12 protein-coding genes are annotated in these 17,022 nt (G+C 62.4%); 9 read left to right on the top strand and 3 right to left on the bottom strand.

Features of this window, described 5'->3' with window-relative positions; all coding sequences use genetic code 11:
• Window positions 1-20: 20 nt before the first annotated feature.
• Window positions 21-1,226 carry an MFS transporter gene (locus H7C18_RS32405; protein WP_185133272.1) on the bottom strand — a complete coding sequence of 402 codons (1,206 nt, stop codon included), beginning with the start codon at window positions 1,224-1,226 and terminating at the stop codon, window positions 21-23.
• Between the two features lie 175 nt (window positions 1,227-1,401).
• On the opposite strand from H7C18_RS32405, the gene H7C18_RS32400 reads away from it, so the two are divergent.
• Complete coding sequence (locus H7C18_RS32400; RefSeq protein WP_185133271.1) at window positions 1,402-1,983, top strand: TetR/AcrR family transcriptional regulator; 582 nt, start codon at window positions 1,402-1,404, stop codon at window positions 1,981-1,983.
• A gap of 11 nt (window positions 1,984-1,994) precedes the next feature.
• Here H7C18_RS32400 and H7C18_RS32395 read toward each other — a convergent pair whose 3' ends face one another.
• Window positions 1,995-2,918 carry a proline dehydrogenase family protein gene (locus tag H7C18_RS32395; RefSeq protein ID WP_185133270.1) on the bottom strand — a complete coding sequence of 308 codons (924 nt, stop codon included), beginning with the start codon at window positions 2,916-2,918 and terminating at the stop codon, window positions 1,995-1,997.
• Window positions 2,919-3,068: 150 nt separating this feature from the next.
• On the opposite strand from H7C18_RS32395, the gene pruA reads away from it, so the two are divergent.
• The 5 genes from pruA to H7C18_RS32370 all read left to right on the top strand — a co-directional run bounded on the left by pruA (window position 3,069) and on the right by H7C18_RS32370 (window position 12,380).
• Window positions 3,069-4,616 carry an L-glutamate gamma-semialdehyde dehydrogenase gene (gene pruA / locus H7C18_RS32390; protein WP_185133269.1) on the top strand — a complete coding sequence of 516 codons (1,548 nt, stop codon included), beginning with the start codon at window positions 3,069-3,071 and terminating at the stop codon, window positions 4,614-4,616.
• Between the two features lie 89 nt (window positions 4,617-4,705).
• On the top strand, window positions 4,706-5,773 hold the full coding sequence (locus H7C18_RS32385; protein ID WP_185133268.1) for a lactonase family protein: 1,068 nt from the start codon (window positions 4,706-4,708) through the stop codon (window positions 5,771-5,773).
• 49 nt (window positions 5,774-5,822) lie between these two features.
• Window positions 5,823-6,659 (top strand): lipase family protein, encoded by an 837-nt coding sequence (locus tag H7C18_RS32380; protein WP_337914025.1) that lies wholly within the window; start codon window positions 5,823-5,825, stop codon window positions 6,657-6,659.
• Between the two features lie 70 nt (window positions 6,660-6,729).
• Window positions 6,730-10,878 carry a choice-of-anchor I family protein gene (locus H7C18_RS32375; RefSeq protein WP_185133267.1) on the top strand — a complete coding sequence of 1,383 codons (4,149 nt, stop codon included), beginning with the start codon at window positions 6,730-6,732 and terminating at the stop codon, window positions 10,876-10,878.
• A 173-nt stretch (window positions 10,879-11,051) separates the two neighbouring features.
• Window positions 11,052-12,380, top strand: a complete 1,329-nt coding sequence (locus H7C18_RS32370; protein WP_185133266.1) for a DUF6688 domain-containing protein — start codon at window positions 11,052-11,054, stop codon at window positions 12,378-12,380.
• A 165-nt stretch (window positions 12,381-12,545) separates the two neighbouring features.
• On the opposite strand, the gene H7C18_RS32365 is transcribed toward H7C18_RS32370, so the two are convergent.
• Window positions 12,546-14,576, bottom strand: a complete 2,031-nt coding sequence (locus tag H7C18_RS32365; protein ID WP_337914023.1) for an eCIS core domain-containing protein — start codon at window positions 14,574-14,576, stop codon at window positions 12,546-12,548.
• Between the two features lie 163 nt (window positions 14,577-14,739).
• On the opposite strand from H7C18_RS32365, the gene H7C18_RS32360 reads away from it, so the two are divergent.
• The 3 genes from H7C18_RS32360 to H7C18_RS32350 are packed head-to-tail and all read left to right on the top strand — an operon-like array spanning window position 14,740 to window position 16,941.
• Window positions 14,740-15,180 (top strand): ATP-binding protein, encoded by a 441-nt coding sequence (locus tag H7C18_RS32360; RefSeq protein ID WP_185133265.1) that lies wholly within the window; start codon window positions 14,740-14,742, stop codon window positions 15,178-15,180.
• A 17-nt stretch (window positions 15,181-15,197) separates the two neighbouring features.
• A complete protein-coding gene (locus tag H7C18_RS32355) occupies window positions 15,198-15,539 on the top strand; it encodes an STAS domain-containing protein (RefSeq protein WP_185133264.1) in 342 nt (113 codons plus the stop codon).
• 34 nt (window positions 15,540-15,573) lie between these two features.
• Window positions 15,574-16,941: a PP2C family protein-serine/threonine phosphatase gene (locus H7C18_RS32350; RefSeq protein WP_185133263.1), complete on the top strand. Its 1,368-nt coding sequence runs from the start codon at window positions 15,574-15,576 to the stop codon at window positions 16,939-16,941.
• The last annotated feature ends 81 nt before the right edge of the window (window positions 16,942-17,022 follow it).

Genomic DNA, 17,022 nt, shown 5'->3' with positions numbered 1-17,022 from the left:
CCGAGCCTCACTTTGTGGGGTTATTTTGCTGTCTGGCGCGGGCGAAGGGTCAACGCCCAGAACAAAAGGGCAGTAGCGCTGACGGCCGCTCCCAGCAGGCAGACGCCGTCCCACCCGGCGCGGGCGTAAACTTGCGTCGAAGCGATCGAGCCGGAGGCGCTGCCGAGAGAGTAGAAAATCATGTAGCCGGCGGTCAGGCGGCTGCGCGCTTCGGGGCGGGCGGCCAATATCAGGCTCTGGCTCGTTACGTGAACGGCTTGCACCGCCAGGTCCAGCAGTACGATCCCGAGAATGAGCATCGGCAGAGAAGAAATGGAATGGATAAACATCCACGACGCAAGCAAAAGCGCGAGCGAGACGCCGGTCGTCCGCTGCCCGAATCCCCGGTCCGCCAACCGGCCGGCACGGCTGGCGGCCAGCGCGCCCGCCGCTCCCGCCAGCCCGAAAGATCCGATGGCAGCGTGCGAGAGCGACAGTGGCGGGCTGCTCAGGGGAAGGACGAGGGACGTCCACAAAATGCTGAACGAGGCGAACAGCGGCAGCGCGAGCAGGGCGCGGACGCGCAGCACGCGTTCCTCTGCGAACAACGCCAGGGTCGAGCGGATGAGACGCGGATAAGACAAGGAGGGAGTTCGCCTGGTTTCTCCTGAAGGCAACAGGAGCCAAAGAACGGCGCCCAAGACAAGCGCCGACATTGCCGAAAACCAATAAACGGAGCGCCATCCCGCCAGCTGCGCAAGCGTTCCGGCGACGGTCCGCGCCAGCAAAATGCCGATGACGATCCCGCTCGTCACCTGCCCGACGATGCGTCCCCGCTCGTCCGGGGCTGCCAAGTCCGCCGCGAACGCCACCATCGTCTGGGCGACCACGGCGAGCAGGCCGACGACGGCAAGCCCAACGAACAGCAAGGCTGCGGAGGGCGCAAGTCCGACCGCGGCCAACGCGATCGACGACAACAGCATCTGGACGGCGATCAGCCGCCGCCGGTCGAGCCGGTCGCCGAGCGGGACGAGCAGAAGCAGGCCGAGTGCATAACAAAGCTGCGTGACAGTAACCACGATGCCTACGGACGAACGGGAGATGCCGAATTCGCCGGCGATGTCGTCCAGCAACGGTTGCGAGTAATAAACCGATGCGACCGCAAGGCCGCAAGCCGCCGCGAACGCGGGGGCGGCCCGGCGCGCGGCCGTTCGTTTCCCCTTATGCCGAGAAGTTTCCCGATCCATACTGCGAATCGCTCCATTTTATCATACCGATTGGTAAGTTATTTTCTGCGAATATACCGAATGGGACGGGATGTTGTCAAACAATATTTTGCTATTATGCGAAATTGACAGATTTCCTCTAACAAACTAGAATGATTATTACAATACCGATCGTTATAAAAAGAGGGCGAATGATATGGGCCGGCAAAAACAATTCGATACCGACCGGGCGCTGGACGCGGCGATGAGGCTATTTTGGGAGAAAGGCTACGAGGCGGCGTCGATGAGCGAGCTGACCGCCGCCATGGGGGTGCAGCGGCCAAGCGTCTACTCCGCCTTCGGAGACAAGAGGGAGCTGTTCGAAGCGGCATTGCGGAAGTATACGGTCGACCACGCGGCCGGAATTCGGGCGACGCTGCAGCGCGCCGGGTCCGTCCGGCAAGGGTTCCGCGAAGTGTTCGGGAACGTATTGAAGGACGGAGATTCGGACCGGCCGGCGCGCGGCTGCTTCTGCATCAATACGATGGTGGAGCTGGCGCCGCACGATGAGAGATTCGAAGTGTTGACGCGGGAACACCAGATGTATTTGGCGGCCCTTTTCGCGGAGGCGATCGAGCGGGGCGTGCGGACGGGAGAGCTGAAAGAAATTTCTCAACCGAAGGCTCTCGCCGAGACGCTGGTCGTCGCGCTGATCGGCTTGACCGTGCTGCTCAAGGCCCGCCCGGAACGGGCGACGGCGGAACGCTCCGCGGAGACGATTTTGACGCTGCTCCGGTAGCGGCGGGCGCGCTATTTCCAAAAATTCCGGACCACCAGCCACAGATGCGAAGGCCGTTCGGCCAACCGGCGCGTGTAATAGGGGTACCATTCGGTGCCGTAGGGCACGTAACAGCGGACCCGATAGCCTTCGCGGGCGAGCTTCTCCTGCTCCGCCGTGCGCAGCCCGTAAAGCATCTGAAATTCGAACGAATCCCGGCCGATTCCGTGCGATTCGGCGTACGTTCGGACCCAGCGGATCAGGCGGTCGTCATGCGTGGCGACGGCGGTTTCGAAGCCGGCGTCCAGCAGCTTTCCGACGATCGTACGGTAGCTGTCTATGATCTCGCCGTTTTTTTGATAGGCGATGTCCTCCGGTTCCCGGTAAGCCCCTTTGACGATCCTCATCCGAATTTTCTCCTCCATCAGCTTATCCGCGTCGCCCGCCGACCGCCGCAGGCAGGCCTGGACGACCGCTCCGACTTGGTCCAGTCCTTCGGCGCGCAGCCGTCGGACGAGATCCAGCGTCGCTTGCGTGTAGGCGGAGCTCTCCATGTCGATGCGCAGAAACGTGCCTGCCTCCCGAGCGGCGGCAGCGATCATTCGAAGGTTGTCGCAGCACGCTTCCGGGTCGAGCCCCAGCCCCAACTGCGTCGGCTTGACCGAGACATGCGCATCCAGCCCGCGGTCCGAGATCGCCTGCAGAAGGCGCAGGATTTCGTCCCGGCTGCCGGCGGCCTCCTCCCAATTCCCGACGCTTTCTCCCAAATAGTCCATTGTCGCCGCGATTCCCTTCGCTTTCAGCTTCAAGACGGCATCCAGCGCGCCTTCCCGCGTCGGAGCGGCGACGAACCGGCCGGCCAGCCGGCTGCCGTACCGGAGCGATAGCCGTTTGACGGTGTCCCTGGCGGCCAACCCGAGCATCGCCCGCCGGTATCCGCGAATCCAAAGATCCATGCGAATCTCCCCTTCCGGAATCCATAAGGCAGTTTATGCGGCAGCCGCGCCGTCGGGGCTTGCGCCGAGGCCCAAGCTTCGGAACGGCTTCGCTCCCGGGATCATAACCTATCTTGGCGAAGCATATTGCGAAAGGGGACTTCGGGTGGCATGAGAACGGAATTTGCGAACGAGCCGTTGACGGATTTTCGGATAGACGCGAACAACCGGCTGTACGACGAAGCGCTGCGGCAGGTCGAGGCCGAACTGGGCAAGGAGTATCCCCTCCGTATCGGCGGGGAACGCGTCATGACGGAACGGAAGGCGGCATCGGTCAATCCCGCCGCTGCCGGCCAGACGGTCGGCTTGGTCTCCCAAGCCGACGAGGCGCTGGCGGAACGGGCGATCCGCGCAGCCGCGGACGCTTACCGTTCCTGGAGCCGGGCCGACCCGAACGAGCGGGCGCGGGTGCTGTTCAAGGCCGCCGCGCTGCTGCGGCGGCGCAAGTTCGAGTTCTCGGCATGGATGACGTACGAAGCCGGCAAAAATCGGGCCGAAGCCGACGCGGACACGGCGGAAGCGATCGATTTCATGGAGTTTTACGCGCGCGAAATGCAGCGGCTCAGCCTGCCTCAGCCTCTCGTTCCCCTTCCGGAAGAGGAGAACGAACTCTACTACATCCCGCTGGGCGTCGGAGTTGTGATTCCGCCTTGGAACTTCCCGCTGGCGATTCTCGCGGGCATGACGACGTCGGCCGTCGTCGCCGGCAACGCGGTCGTGCTGAAGCCGGCCAGCCCGACGGCGGTCATCGCGGCCAAGTTCGCGGAGCTGCTTGAGGATGCCGGGCTGCCGGACGGCGTCGTGAACTACTTGCCGGGAGCCGGCAGAGACATCGGCGATTTCCTGGTCGAGCATCCGCAGGTCCGGTTCGTCAGTTTTACGGGATCGCGGGAAGTCGGGCTGCGCATTCAGGAGCGGGCGGCCCGCACGGCTCCGGGACAAATCTGGATCAAGCGGGTCGTCGCCGAGATGGGCGGCAAGGACGCGATCGTCGTCGACGCCGACTGCGACCCGGAAGCGGCCGCCGAGGCGATCGTCGCATCCGCCTTCGGCTTTTCCGGTCAGAAGTGCTCGGCCTGCTCCCGGGCGATCGTGCACGAGGCGGCATACGACGACGTGCTGGAACGGGTGGTCCGCCGGACGCGCCAACTGACGGTCGGCAATCCCGCCGAGCGGTCGGTAAACATCGGCCCGGTGATCGACGGCGACGCCCGCGATAAGATCATGCAGTACATCGAGATCGGCGGGCAGGAAGGCCGGCTGGTACTCGGAGGAGGAACCGGCGACCCGGACGGTTATTTTATCGAGCCGACGATTTTCACCGACGTGGACGCAAAAGCGACGATCGCGCAGGAAGAAATCTTCGGCCCGGTGCTCGCCTTCCTGAAGGCACCTTCGTTCGGGGAAGCGCTGAGGATGGCGAACGATACGGCATTCGGCTTGACCGGCTCCGTCTTCTCCCGCAACCGGGCCCATCTGGAGCAGGCGCGCCGCGAATTCCACGTCGGCAATCTGTACTTGAACCGGAAGTGCACCGGGGCGCTCGTCGGCGTGCACCCTTTCGGCGGCTTCCATATGTCCGGAACGGACTCCAAAGCGGGAGGCCGCGATTACCTTCTGCTATTCACGCAAGCAAAGGCGGTGTCGGAGCGGTTCTAGCTCCGCCCGCCTCCTCTTCCGTCGTTGCTCCCGCGGCGTCCCGATGGTAGAATGAGGCGACCGAACTCATTCCGAAAGGGGTCAAAGCCATGCGGGACAACGACGGCAATCCTGTATACGTTTTCGCCGGCAGCTACGGCAGCGCCGGGCAAGAAGGCATTCACTTGTTGACTCTGGACCGGGAAGCCGGAACTTGGGAGAGGATCGGCGGCGCGGCAGGGGTGGAAAATCCCTCGTTCCTCGCTTTGCATCCGAACGGGGAATGGCTTTATGCGGTAAGCGAGACGAACGGAGGAGCGGTCGTTTCGTTCTCCTTCGACCTGGAAAGCGCCGCGTTCCAAGAACGGAACCGGCAGCCTTCGGAGGGCGACGCGCCTTGCCATTTGCATGTGGACCGCACCGGCCGCTGGCTGTTGGCCGTCAATTACACGAGCGGCAGCGTCTGCTTGTACCCGATCGAACCGACGGGACAGATCGGGCCGATCGCAGACTTCATCCGTCACGAAGGACAGGGGCCGCGCGCGGACCGGCAGGAAGGACCGCATGCGCACTCTGCGTTCCCCATTCCGGGTACGGACGACTGGGTCGTCAGCGATCTCGGAACCGACGGCTTGTACGTCTACCGGCTCGACGCGGAAGCGGGCAAGCTCGTTCTGCGCTGCCGGACATCGGAGCAACCCGGCGCCGGCCCGCGGCACGCCGCTTTCCATCCGAAGCAGCCGATCCTGTACGTCATCGAGGAGCTTAGCTGCGAAGTCGCGGTTTACCGTTACGATTCCGCGCGGACGGACAAGCCGCTCGAACAGCTCCAGCGCTTGTCGACGCTGCCGGACGGCTTCTCCGGAGAGAATACGTGCGCGGACATCCACCTGACCGCGTCCGGCCGGTATTTGTACGGCTCGAACCGGGGACACGACAGCGTCGCCGTCTTCCGGGTAACCGACGAAGGCTTGCTGGAGGCCAACGGTCACGCCTCGACGCTCGGCCGCACGCCGAGAAATTTTGCCGTGCTCGGCGACGAGTGGCTGCTCGCGGCGAACCAGGACTCCGACGAAGTCCAGTCGCTGCGGATCGGCCCGGATGGCGTTCCCGCCGCGTCGGGCCGCTCGATTCGTCTGGCCAAGCCGGTCTGCCTGCAGATCGTGTCCGCGAAATAAGCCAGGCACCGCTCCTTCCTCCGCCTAATAAGGTATAGGAGGAAGGAGCGTGCTGCCCGTGCGGACGGTTACCTACGATTCTCAAAAAGCGCTATGGCTTGCCGCCGTATGCTACCAGACTTACAGGCAGTATACCGACCCGAACGGAGATTACGCGCGTCCGGCGGGTTTCCGGACGGTGGCCGACCTCGCCGCGCGCTCGCTGGGCGGGGATGAGGAGCCGTTCGGCTTCGTGCTGGAATCGCCGGACGAAGCCGTCGTTGCGTTCCGGGGAACGAGCTCCGCTTCGGATTGGCTCTCCGATGCGCTGGCCGTGCAGACCGACTACCCTTACGTCTACGAGTCGGGTCAGACGCATCTCGGATTCACGGGAATCTATCGATCGGCCAGAGATCAAGTTCAATCGGCTCTCGACCGGATTCGGCCGGGCAAACGTCTCTATGTAACGGGCCATAGCCTGGGCGCCGCGCTTGCCGTGCTGTGCTCGCTGGACGCGGCGGTCCATTCCTCTTTCGACTCTCCCATCCTTTATACGTTCGGTTCCCCCCGCGTCGGCGACCCCGATTTCGTACGCTCGTTCGCCGGCGGCGCCGGATCGTTTTTTCGCGTCAGCAACCTGTACGACGCCGTCACCTACTTGCCGCCGACGACGTTCAAGCTCCCCCGCCTCGACCAAGCATACGAATATCGGCACATCCCCGGCCTCGTCACGCTCGAATTCAACAACGGAAGCATGTCCTCCAACCATGTAATCGGCAGCTACTTCGCCGCGCTCTCGAAGCTCGATCCGGCATACGCCCGCCGCCTTCGCGAGTCGGAACCGGACTTCTGTCCGCCCCTGATCGGGGAGAACGGTTCGAACAACCGTCAGTTAACGCTCCCTTAACACAAATCTCCATTCCGGATGACAAGCTCATCATACAATAGGCATATCTACCCATAGAGGAGAGTGTCGCATGTCTACCGGATTTTCCCGCAGCAAAAAGCTGATCTCGCTTGTTCTGTCCGCCGAAGTCGCGTTAAGCGGGTTGGCCGTCGCCCTTCCCGCCGCATCGGCGGCGGATGAGGCCACCCCAGGAGCGCCGTACAAGGCAGACGGTACATACGACGTGACGGTTCCTCATGTCATCATCAATCAGGTTTATGGAGATGGCGGCAAGACAGGTGCGGCCGGATCGAACGGCTTTATCGAATTGTATAACCCGACCGATGCAAATGTCGATTTGAGCGGTTGGTCGCTGCAGTATGCCGATCCGGACACCGAGGAAGACGCCGAATCGGATCCAAGCTCGAACGCTTGGCACAAACTCGACTTGCAGAATGAAATCAAGCCGCATTCCTCTTATCTGGTCGTGGGCGCCTCGGCCGAACAGCCCGATACGACGCTCGACCTAACCGGCAAAGGCGATCAGACTTGGGACCAGGTTATCAACAATAAGGAGCTCAAGGTTGTGCTGATGAGCAATCAGGACCAGCTCTCCAATGCGATGGCGAATCCGTTTGCGGACAAGCCTCCCGGGTACGTGGACATGCTCGGTACGGCGGGGGAGGACGGCGATCCGATCGACGGGTACGAAAGCAATTACCCGTTCGGCGCCGGCATGGCCAACACGAAGAATGTTGCTCTCAGAAGGATGAATTTCGCCGACACGGACGATAACAAAGCGAACTTCGAGCCGGTCAGCTACAAGGAATACGTTCCGACGGGAACCTCCGCCGATCCGGCGCCGCGTAACAGCGCATCCGGGGAATGGGGCGTCGAGCTGGCAATCTCCACGTCATCGCTGCCCGATGCGCAGGTCGGCAAGGATTACGCGGCCGCCATCGCGGCGACCGGCGGCAAAGCGCCGTATACGTTCGCGGCAACGGGCCTGCCCGAAGGCCTGACGCTTGACGCTGCGACGGGCGCGATTACGGGCGTGCCGGCGGATGGGGCGGAAGGCGCCGCAACGGTCGAGTTGACCGTCACCGACAGCGAGCAGGCGACGGTTAACGCGACGCTGACCCTGAACGTGGCGGCGGCCGAGACCGCGATCGAGCCGGTCGCCGATCAAATCTCGATCGCCAAGATCGGCGGCTATTCCGTCGGCACGACCAACGCGGACGGCGGCGTGGCCGAGATCGTCAAGTACAATCCGGACAACAAGGAATTTTACCTGGTGAACGGCTCGGCCAACCCGCCGACGCTGGACATCGTCTCTCTGACGGGCGGCGATCAGGTGGCGCCGGCCAAGACGACGAGCGTTCCCGTCGCCGATTTGGCGGAGCGGAAGGAAGGCTTCGTCTACGGCGACCTGACGAGCGTCGACATCAATACGAGAACGAAGCGCGTCGCGCTGGCCGTGCAGGAAGCCGATTCGATGAAGAACGGGCAGATTCTCGTGCTCGACTATGACGGCAACCTGATCAAGTCCTACGAAGCCGGCGTTCAGCCGGACATGGTCAAGTTCACGTCCGACGGACGTTACATTCTGACCGCCGACGAAGCCGAACCCCGCACGGCGGCCGGCGATCCGGAAGGAAGCGTCACGGTCGTCGACACGCAAACCGGATCCGACGTTCACGTCAAGTTCGACAAGCCGGACGTCATCGACGACAACGTGCACGTTCGCGGCCGTTCCGATGCGAACAGTCCGCAAATTACTTCCGCCGGCTCCAAGGAAGACGCCGTGTTCGATTTCGAACCGGAGTACATCACCTTGTCCGCGGACGAGAAGACGGCTTACGTCAGCCTTCAGGAGAACAACGCGATCGCCCGAATCGATGTCGCAAGCCATTCCTTGCTTTCCGTCAAAGGATTGGGCCTGAAGGACCTGAACGATCCGCGCAACGAACTCGATCTGCTCAAGGACGGAAAAATTCATTTCGAGAACGTGCCGTTCTACGGGGTGTATATGCCGGACGGTATCGACAGCTATACGGTAGACGGCAAGTCGTACGTGCTGACCGCCAACGAAGGCGACGAGACGGAATGGCCGGCAACCGATGGCGATCCGATTCGCGTCAATACGACCAAGGTCAAGAGCCTGAAAGGATCGCTGGACCCGAATTCGGCGGCGGCGCAGTTCCTGAACGGGACGACGGCTTACGACGGCGTTACCGCGATGTCGGACATGGGGAATGAGGGCATCTACCTGTACGGAGGCCGCTCCTTCTCGATCTGGGATGCGGACACGATGGCGCAAGTGTACGACAGCGGCAGCGACTTTGAGAAAATTACGGCGACGCGGCTGCCCGATTCCTTCAACGCGAGCAACGACGACGCCGATCTGGACAGCCGCAGCTCGAAGAAAGGGCCGGAGCCGGAGTACGTCAAAGTCGGACAAGTCGGCAACCGCACGCTCGCGTTCGTCGGCCTGGAGCGCGTCGGCGGCGTCATGACCTACGACATCACCGATCCCCATAACGTTTATTTCGTGAATTACACGAACACGCGCGACTTTACGAAGGGACTGGAAACCGATAGCGGTCCCGAAGGGCTGGATTTCATCCCGGCCGCGATCAGCCCGACCGGCCGGCCGCTGCTGCTGGTCGCCAACGAAGTGGGCGGAACGGTGGCGGTGCTTCAAGTGAACGTGGCGAAAGTGACGCTGGACCGCTCGTCCCTGTCTCTTCTGACGAACGCGTCTCCGGTTCAACTGAAGGCGACCGCCGATCCGGCGTCGGGCATTACGTGGACCTCTTCGAACCCGCTGGTGGCCGGCGTGGACGAGAACGGCAACGTCAAGCCTTTGTCCGCCGGCACAACGGTCATTCGGGCGGCAAGCGCGGACGGCTACGGAGCGGCCGAATGCGTCGTGAGCGTCTCCTATCCCGCAGTCGTGACGAACCCCGGTTCGACTCCGAACGGTTCGGGGGATTCTTCGAACGCAGGCAAACCTTCGGTAACCGACGGCGCCAAAGGCGCCGTCGCGACGACCGTGGTGAGCGCAAAGACGGACGAGAACGGCAAGGCGACGCTTGCGGTGACGCCGGAGCAGGTGGCCGATGCGCTTGAGGCGCTGCGGCAGTCGGCGAGCGGCAAGAGCGGCGGAACGCTCGAGCTCAAAGCGTCGGTCGAAGGAAACGCGACTTCGGCGGCGTTCAAGCTGCCGGCCGAAGCGTGGAGCCAAATCTCGGCGAACGACGGCTTGTCCGTGCGTTTTGACGCCGGTCTTGCCGCGGTGACCCTCGATCCGAAGGCGCTGGCCGCGATCTCGTCGGTTGCCGGAGACAGCGACGTATCGATTACCGTTTCGCTGGCGGACAAAGCTTCGCTGCCGAATACCTTGGCGCCGGAAGCGGCGGCTGCTATCGGCGACCGGCCGGTCTATGTCTTCGCCGTGGATGCGGGAAGCGAGCATGTCGGCAACTTCAGCGGAGGAAAAGCGGACGTCTCCGTTCCGTATAAGCCCGGCGCAGGCGAAGGCTCGGATGCCGTCATCCTGTATTTCGTCGCGGCGGACGGTTCGGCGCAGGTCGTTCCGAACGCGAACTATGACGCGTCAACGGGCTTGCTGAGCTTCCGCACCGGTCATTTCTCGACGTACGCAGTCGGCTACAACCCTGTGACGTTCACGGATACGGAGTCCAGCTTCGCGAAAAGAGATATTGCGCTTCTGGCAGCCCGCGGAATCGTGGGCGGAGCAGGGGACGGGACGTTCTCGCCGAAGGCGAAGCTGACGCGCGGTGATTTCGCGCTCCTCCTGGCGCGCCTGGCAGGAGCGGATTTGAGCGGCGTTCAAGGCTCGCCGTTCGCGGACGTTCCGGTATCCGCCTATTACGCCAAGGCCGTTCAATGGGCCGCAAGCGGCGGCGTCGTGAACGGAGTCGGCGAACAGCGTTTCGACCCGCAGGCGATTGTCACCCGCGAGCAGATGGCGGTCATGATCGCCAGGCTGGCGAAGCTGTCCGGCGTAGACCTGCCGGCTACGGCCTCGGCCGGCTTCGCCGATCAGGCGGACATTCCGGCTTACGCCGCCGACGCCGTGAGCGAGCTGCATGCGGCAGGCTTGCTCACGGGCAAATCGGCGCCGGGCGGCACCGGCTTCCGCTTCGCGCCGAAGGACGAGACGACCCGCGAAGAAGCGGCCAAAGTGCTGGCGGCGATGCTGAAACTGCTGTAACAGCCCGTCGATTCGGCGGTCGGACCTCTATAGGCAAATCAGGCCATTCCCCCGGACCTCATCGGGCGGAATGGTCTTTTCCTTTTCCCAAAAGGTTGAAACCGGCAACGAACCGAAGCCGTCTATCCTATGGCGGGCACCGTCCCGCTTACTTCGACCGCTCGGAAGGGAGCATGAGCATGGTGTTCTACATTCCGTTCGCTTTCCTCCTTCTGATCGCTTTGTTCCGGACGGCGCTGGCTTTTGCGGGGAAAAGGGAGACGGTTGCGGAGGACGGAGCGAGGGGACAGGCGATGGACGGCATCATCATGCTCTTCGCCGCGTTCCTGATGATCGCCGGCTTTCTTATCGATCTGCAAGGGGTTCGGGGCGGAGTTCCGCTAGACGTTTACAAGGGCATCGGCAGACCGCTGACTTCCTATGCTTCCTTGGCCCGGAAGCACATTGCGGTCATCATCGTCGACTGGCTGCTCGGATTATTTGCCTACTGGGCGCTCAGGGGCTATCGCGAGAAAGTGCCTCCGATCCTTTATGCCGGGTGCCATGCGCTGCTTGCGCTTGACATCGCATGGACCGCGGTCTATCTCGTTCATACCGGGATCTTGCATTACGAGGAAAAGATACTTTCCGTGCCGTTCCTTCAGGCGGGAAGTATCGCGTTCAGCTTGCTTTACGTGGCCCAGCTCAAGAGGTCGCTGGACGTCTGGATCCTGAGCAGGAAGGAGGAAGCCGCGAAGACGTTATCTCCTTGGATAAGGATCCTGCACCGCATGACGCTGCGCTACCGGGCGTTGCCGCTGTTGTGGACGCTGCTTCTGTTTCCCGTTCAGCTTCTCGTGCAGCTGTTCCTGGTGCTGTTCGGGCAGCGGCCGGACAGCGTCGTGAGGGCGTTTCTGGAGACGAGCGGCTTCGAGCTGTCCCGGCTGCCGGCGCCTCCGCCGCACATCGTGAGCGGAGACGGCCATTATTTGTGCACGGCGGCCGCCAGGGGACACCGCCGTCTGGTGAAGCCGGTCCGGGCGGGAATCCGGCACGGCGAGCTCATTCCGATCAACCGCCAGCTTATGATCGCCAACGCATTCGAGAACGTGCTGGAGCAGATCATGCCCCGCGGCCACCGGACGATCCGCCGGCTGTACGACAAGTACGGCTATCCGCTCAGCCGGCACATCCGCACGAAGGCAGCTGCGGACGCGGTATATGCGGCGATGAAGCCGCTGGAATGGCTGTTCCTGCTGGTGCTTTACACGGTCGACGCCCGTCCGGAGAACCGGATTCATCTTCAATACAGCGGACTCGGGAAAATGCGGCTGCCGGGCAACCTCTCGGACGGACGGCGGAGCATGAACGGAGCCGTGTTCGCCAATTCCGTGGCAGCCTGCATTTCTAACGAAACTTACGCGTCTTATTTGGATGAAATGAACGGTTTTGCGAATCTAACGAATCGTGCGGGGCTTATTGGCCGGAAAACGGAACAAAAAAGCGTGGAAAGAGACAAATAGCGTCTTGACGATTCGTTACCTTTTCGCGAGCTCCAAAAGAGGCCTCATAAGGTTTGCATGTTTCGTTAGCGTTGTGAGCGCGAGTCCAGACCGGCTATGCCGTCAGCAGGCCTCAAAAGCAAAGACCTTCCGGGGATCCCCGGAAGGTCTTCTCGTCTTCTTGGTCTAGCCGCCGTTCACGGCGTTTTTCATGCGGCCGTAATAGCTGGAATTGTCGTTGCCGTGATTCTTGTGCTCGTCGAGCATCCCTTTGGCCGACGCTTCGTTCCATTGGTCCGGCGTGAGCAGCCGGGTCTTGTCCTGCTTCAGATGGTCCTGCAGGCTGTGCAAGCGAGCGAGCATCGCGTCGATCTCCTCGGGGCTGAGCAGATCTTCCATGATCGAGACGAGATCGTCGTCGCGCAGCGCGATGATCCGTTCCGCGAGCTCCTTGTCGACGAAGCGGCTGAGGCCCGGGAACTCTTGCCGTCCCTTCGCGATGCCTTTGACGTTCCCGAACGACATGTCGTTGTCGATGCCGGTGACGCCGAGCACCCGGCCGCTCTGGTCGAACTGAATGAAGAAATTGCCGAAGTGGCGGTCGATCTGCATCGCCAGCGTATCGATGAGCTGAAGCCGCGACAGGCTGCGCTGCAGGTTCGGGTCGTTCATGTCGATGGCATTCCGGGGCGCATCGTCCTGCTCTTTGGCCTCGGCGTCCTTCACAATCTGACCGCCGTTGATCAGGTCGCCTCCTTTTCGTCCCTTGGCCTTGAGCATGAACGTTCCTTTCTGAACGCCGGAGCCCGAGTTGTGAAGAGCGAACTCGGTATGGGCAATGACGCCGGCGCCGAGCAGTTGGTCGAGCCGCGACATGGCCACGTTCCGCTCGGCGAGCCTGGCGTTCTTCAGGTCGATGCCGGCTTTCTCGCCGGCGACCCATGCCTCGTCTCCCGCCTTCGACCGTTCTTCTTTGGTCGCCGTATCCGGCATCTCGTCCTCTGTCAGAATCGTGTTCTTGGTCTCTTTGAAAACGCCCTCGTCCCCGATCTCGTTCTCGAAGAAGGAGACGCTGTTAAGCGCGCCTTTGTCGGAAACGCCGGTCGCCATGCCGGCATCCAGATCGACCATCTTGATCGGGTTCGCGCTCGTAATCAGCTTCCACTTCGGCTTCGGGAGGTCCGGATGGCGCTTATGCTCTTCCACCGTCGAGCGGACGGCTATCTTCTCCATCGGCAGCGAGCGGCGCAGGCTCTGCATGTAGGCGGTTTTCTCGTCTCCGCCCTTGTCGGCGATGTATTGGTCCGCCGCGTTCTCGACCGAGGCGTAGAGGGACATGACGTGCTCCGCCTGGGCTTCCATGCCGTCCGGCTCATCCGCGAGCACGGTTCCGTCCACGTATTGATCGAACTGGTCGACCTTGTCCAGAACGGAGCGGTAACGGGTGCTGTTCTCGATCAAATTCTCTTTCATCTTCAGGAACTTGCCGACTCGAGTACTCGCCATCTTGTTCTTGACGTGCTTCTTCGGAGCGCCTACCTTCGCGATGATGTCCTGCGAGCTCGGCATCCGCTGGATCAACTCCGTGGACGGCCCGCGCACGAGCGGCGTCGCCCGCGTGCGGTCGACCATCCGCTGCACCGTCTCGGGACCGGGCGTTCCGAACGCCGCCGCCCGCGCGCCCATCTCGTCCGCTTCCCGCTCCAGGCCGGGATCGTCGTTCAGGAGCGCGCCGGAGCCGACTCTCCCGGTCGGCGCGACGCGGCCCGCCTTCTGCTGGATTACGTGCGTCAGCTCATGGCCAATCATCTGCTGGCCCCGCTGGCTGTGCGGATTGTACTGACCCGGGGCGAAATGGATTTCATTGCCCTGAGCGTACGCGAGCGCTCCGACATTGTTGGCCGCCGAGGAGTTGGCATGGATCTTGACGTCGGAGAAGTCGGCCCCGAAAGCCGATTCCATCTTGGCTTGCACTTCCGCCGGAAGCTGGTTCGAGCCCGGCGATTTCCTCTGCAGCGGCGCTTCTTCCGGCTCGTCCGCTTCCGACGAGCGCATTCTCTGCAGCAAGGCCTGATTGCCGGTTGCGGCCGCCATTCGCTGCAGCGGATGCGAATCCGACGCCTCCGGTCCCTGTTCCGTCCGCTTGCGCTGGACCGGCCGATGTCCCGCGTCGGTCTTGTCCGTCCGGCTTCTTCTGTCGGCTTGCCAACGACTCACGCTGCTCACTCTCTTTTCCGATTCAAATGGGAGAAGCTACTAATCTATTATTATATCGGATCTTCCGCGACGCGAGAACAGAAATTGTTCCAACAATCGACTTCTGTGGTATGATGAGAGATGAAAAAGTAGGAAAAAGGACGGAGTCGAACGGAGGGGCGTCATGGCCTTGCAGAACGATCGGGAGGGCAGCCCTGTCTTCTTCTCCCTGGAGATGCCGAACCGGCTGGACGAGCTCGAGTCGCTGCATCTTTTTTTTGAGCGGGTAGGCCGGGAGACCGGGTGGTCCGATCGTCTGTGCATGAACATGACGCTCGCATGCGAGGAACTCTTGACCAATACGATCTCATACGGATTTCCGCAAGGGGGAGACCACTTGCTTCGGGTGTCGGTATTCTGCTCGGAGCGGCAGGTCGAGGTCGTGCTGGAGGACGAAGGAGTCCCCTTCGACCCTCTGGCGGCGGAAGCGCCCGATCTCGAGATGGCTCTGGAGGACCGTCCGATCGGCGGCCTCGGCATTCATTTCGCCAAGCGTTTGATGGACGACATGGCGTATGAGCGGACTTCTTCCGGCAATCGCCTGGTCCTGCTCAAAAAGGTATAAAACGGAGGTAGCCGCAAATGAACATCGTAACAACGGAACGGGACGGAGCGATCGTCTTTTCGGTTCAGGGGCGCCTGGACGGCACGCACGCGGCGGAGGCGGAGAGCGCCTTTCTGAAGCTGGCGAACGAAGGACGGAGCCGGTTCGTCTTCGATTTTACGGATATGTCCTACATAAGCAGCGCGGGGCTTCGGGTCGTGCTCGTGGCCGCCAAGAAGATCCGCGCGGTGCAGGGAGCGCTCGTCTGCGCGGGCATGAGCGAGCAAGTGACGGAAGTATTCGAGATGTCGGGCTTTCTGAGCATATTGGAGACGGTCGCTTCGGTGGACGAAGCGGTCTCGCGCCTGCAGGCGGACTGAGACGGCCGCAAGGCGGGAAGAGGAGATCATCAGGATGGACGGACAATGGCTGGCCGCGACGGCGGCGTTGATGGCGGCGTGCGCGGCGGGAGGAGCTTGGGCGGCCTCGGCGGCTTCCCGATTGAAAAACCGCAGATCGAGTAACTTGTTCGATATCAGCATGCAGCTCAACTCGACGTTGAAGCGCCGGGAGCAGATGACGCTGATCATGGAGCGGGCCAAAGAGGTGCTGCCGGTGGAAGCCGCCTCCGTGCTGCTGGTCGATCCGGACACGAAGGAGCTGTTCTTCGAGATCGCCTTGGGCGACAAGGAGGAGGAAGTCCGGGAAATCCGGCTCCGCGAGGGCGAGGGCATTGCCGGGCACGTCGCGCAGACGGGAAAAAGCGTCATCGTCAACGACGCCGGCAGCGATCCGAGGTGGTCCGGCCGAGTGTCGGAATCGACCGGCGTGACGACCCGGAACCTGCTCACGGTTCCGATCCATGGCGGCGGCCGGATCGAAGGCGTGCTCCAGGTGATCAACAAGCGGCGGGGCAAGCCGTTCACGAACAAGGACCGGCAGCTGCTTGAGCAGGTGGCGAGGCCGATGGCCGTCGCGTTGGAGAACGCCCGGCTGTACGAGAAGCTGGAGCAGTCGATGCGCGAGCTGCAGAGCACGAACGCCATCAAGGAGCGGCTGGAGAGCGAGCTGCAGATCGCCGGCGGCATCCAGATGAGCTTCCTGCCCCGTACGATGCCGTCCGCCCAGGAGCCGTTCGACGTGTGCGCGCTGCTGAAGTCCGCCAAGGAAGTCGGCGGGGACTTCTATAACTTCTTCAAGATCGACGAGGACCATCTCTTCTTCGCGCTGGGCGACGTCTCGGACAAAGGAATTCCCGCCGCGCTGTTCATGGCCGTCACCTTGACGCTGATCAAAGGGAAGATCCGGCCCGGCCTGACGCCGGGGCAGCTGCTGGGGATGGTCAACGAGGAGCTGTCGAAGGACAACCCGCTGCTGTTCGCGACGATCGTATGCGGTATTTTCCATTGCGGCACCGGGGAGATCGTCATGAGTGAAGGCGGCCACTGCACGCCGTACGTCGTCCGCAAGGACGGGGAAGTCGTTCCTTACAAGCTCAAGAAGAGCCTTCCGCTCGCCGCGATGCCGGACGTGCCTTATCACGACTCCACGTTCGCGCTTCAGCCGGGAGACCGGCTGCTGTTGTACACGGACGGCATCACGGAAGCGGAAAACGCGCGGCAGGAGCAGTACGGCGGCGAGCGGCTGCAGCAGTTTCTCGCCATGACGTCGGGCATGTCCAGCGCGGAGGTTATCGACGCGCTGCTGATGAACGTGTTCATGTTCGCGGACGGAGCGTCCCAGTCCGACGACATCGCCGTGCTGAGCCTGATGAGGCGGTAATGACAGGGGCGGCTTTTTCGGGAGACGACATCGGAGAGAAGGATCCGACCGCGGTCGGGTCCGTTTCGCCGTTCGGTGCAG

The sequence above is a fragment of the Cohnella zeiphila genome, assembly GCF_014212055.1.
Lineage (GTDB): Bacteria > Bacillota > Bacilli > Paenibacillales > Paenibacillaceae > Cohnella > Cohnella zeiphila.
This window is presented reverse-complemented; position numbering and strand designations above follow the sequence as displayed.

What these genes read in the sequence shown, in the direction of transcription:
- H7C18_RS32395 (WP_185133270.1), bottom strand. Translation starts at nt 2,918, where the DNA reads ATGGATCTTTGGATTCGCGGATACCGGCGGGCGATGCTCGGGTTGGCC.
- H7C18_RS32405 (WP_185133272.1), bottom strand. Translation starts at nt 1,226, where the DNA reads ATGGATCGGGAAACTTCTCGGCATAAGGGGAAACGAACGGCCGCGCGC.
- H7C18_RS32400 (WP_185133271.1), top strand. Translation starts at nt 1,402, where the DNA reads ATGGGCCGGCAAAAACAATTCGATACCGACCGGGCGCTGGACGCGGCG.
- H7C18_RS32375 (WP_185133267.1), top strand. Translation starts at nt 6,730, where the DNA reads ATGTCTACCGGATTTTCCCGCAGCAAAAAGCTGATCTCGCTTGTTCTG.
- H7C18_RS32350 (WP_185133263.1), top strand. Translation starts at nt 15,574, where the DNA reads ATGGACGGACAATGGCTGGCCGCGACGGCGGCGTTGATGGCGGCGTGC.
- H7C18_RS32385 (WP_185133268.1), top strand. Translation starts at nt 4,706, where the DNA reads ATGCGGGACAACGACGGCAATCCTGTATACGTTTTCGCCGGCAGCTAC.
- H7C18_RS32355 (WP_185133264.1), top strand. Translation starts at nt 15,198, where the DNA reads ATGAACATCGTAACAACGGAACGGGACGGAGCGATCGTCTTTTCGGTT.
- H7C18_RS32370 (WP_185133266.1), top strand. Translation starts at nt 11,052, where the DNA reads ATGAGCATGGTGTTCTACATTCCGTTCGCTTTCCTCCTTCTGATCGCT.
- pruA (WP_185133269.1), top strand. Translation starts at nt 3,069, where the DNA reads ATGAGAACGGAATTTGCGAACGAGCCGTTGACGGATTTTCGGATAGAC.
- H7C18_RS32360 (WP_185133265.1), top strand. Translation starts at nt 14,740, where the DNA reads ATGGCCTTGCAGAACGATCGGGAGGGCAGCCCTGTCTTCTTCTCCCTG.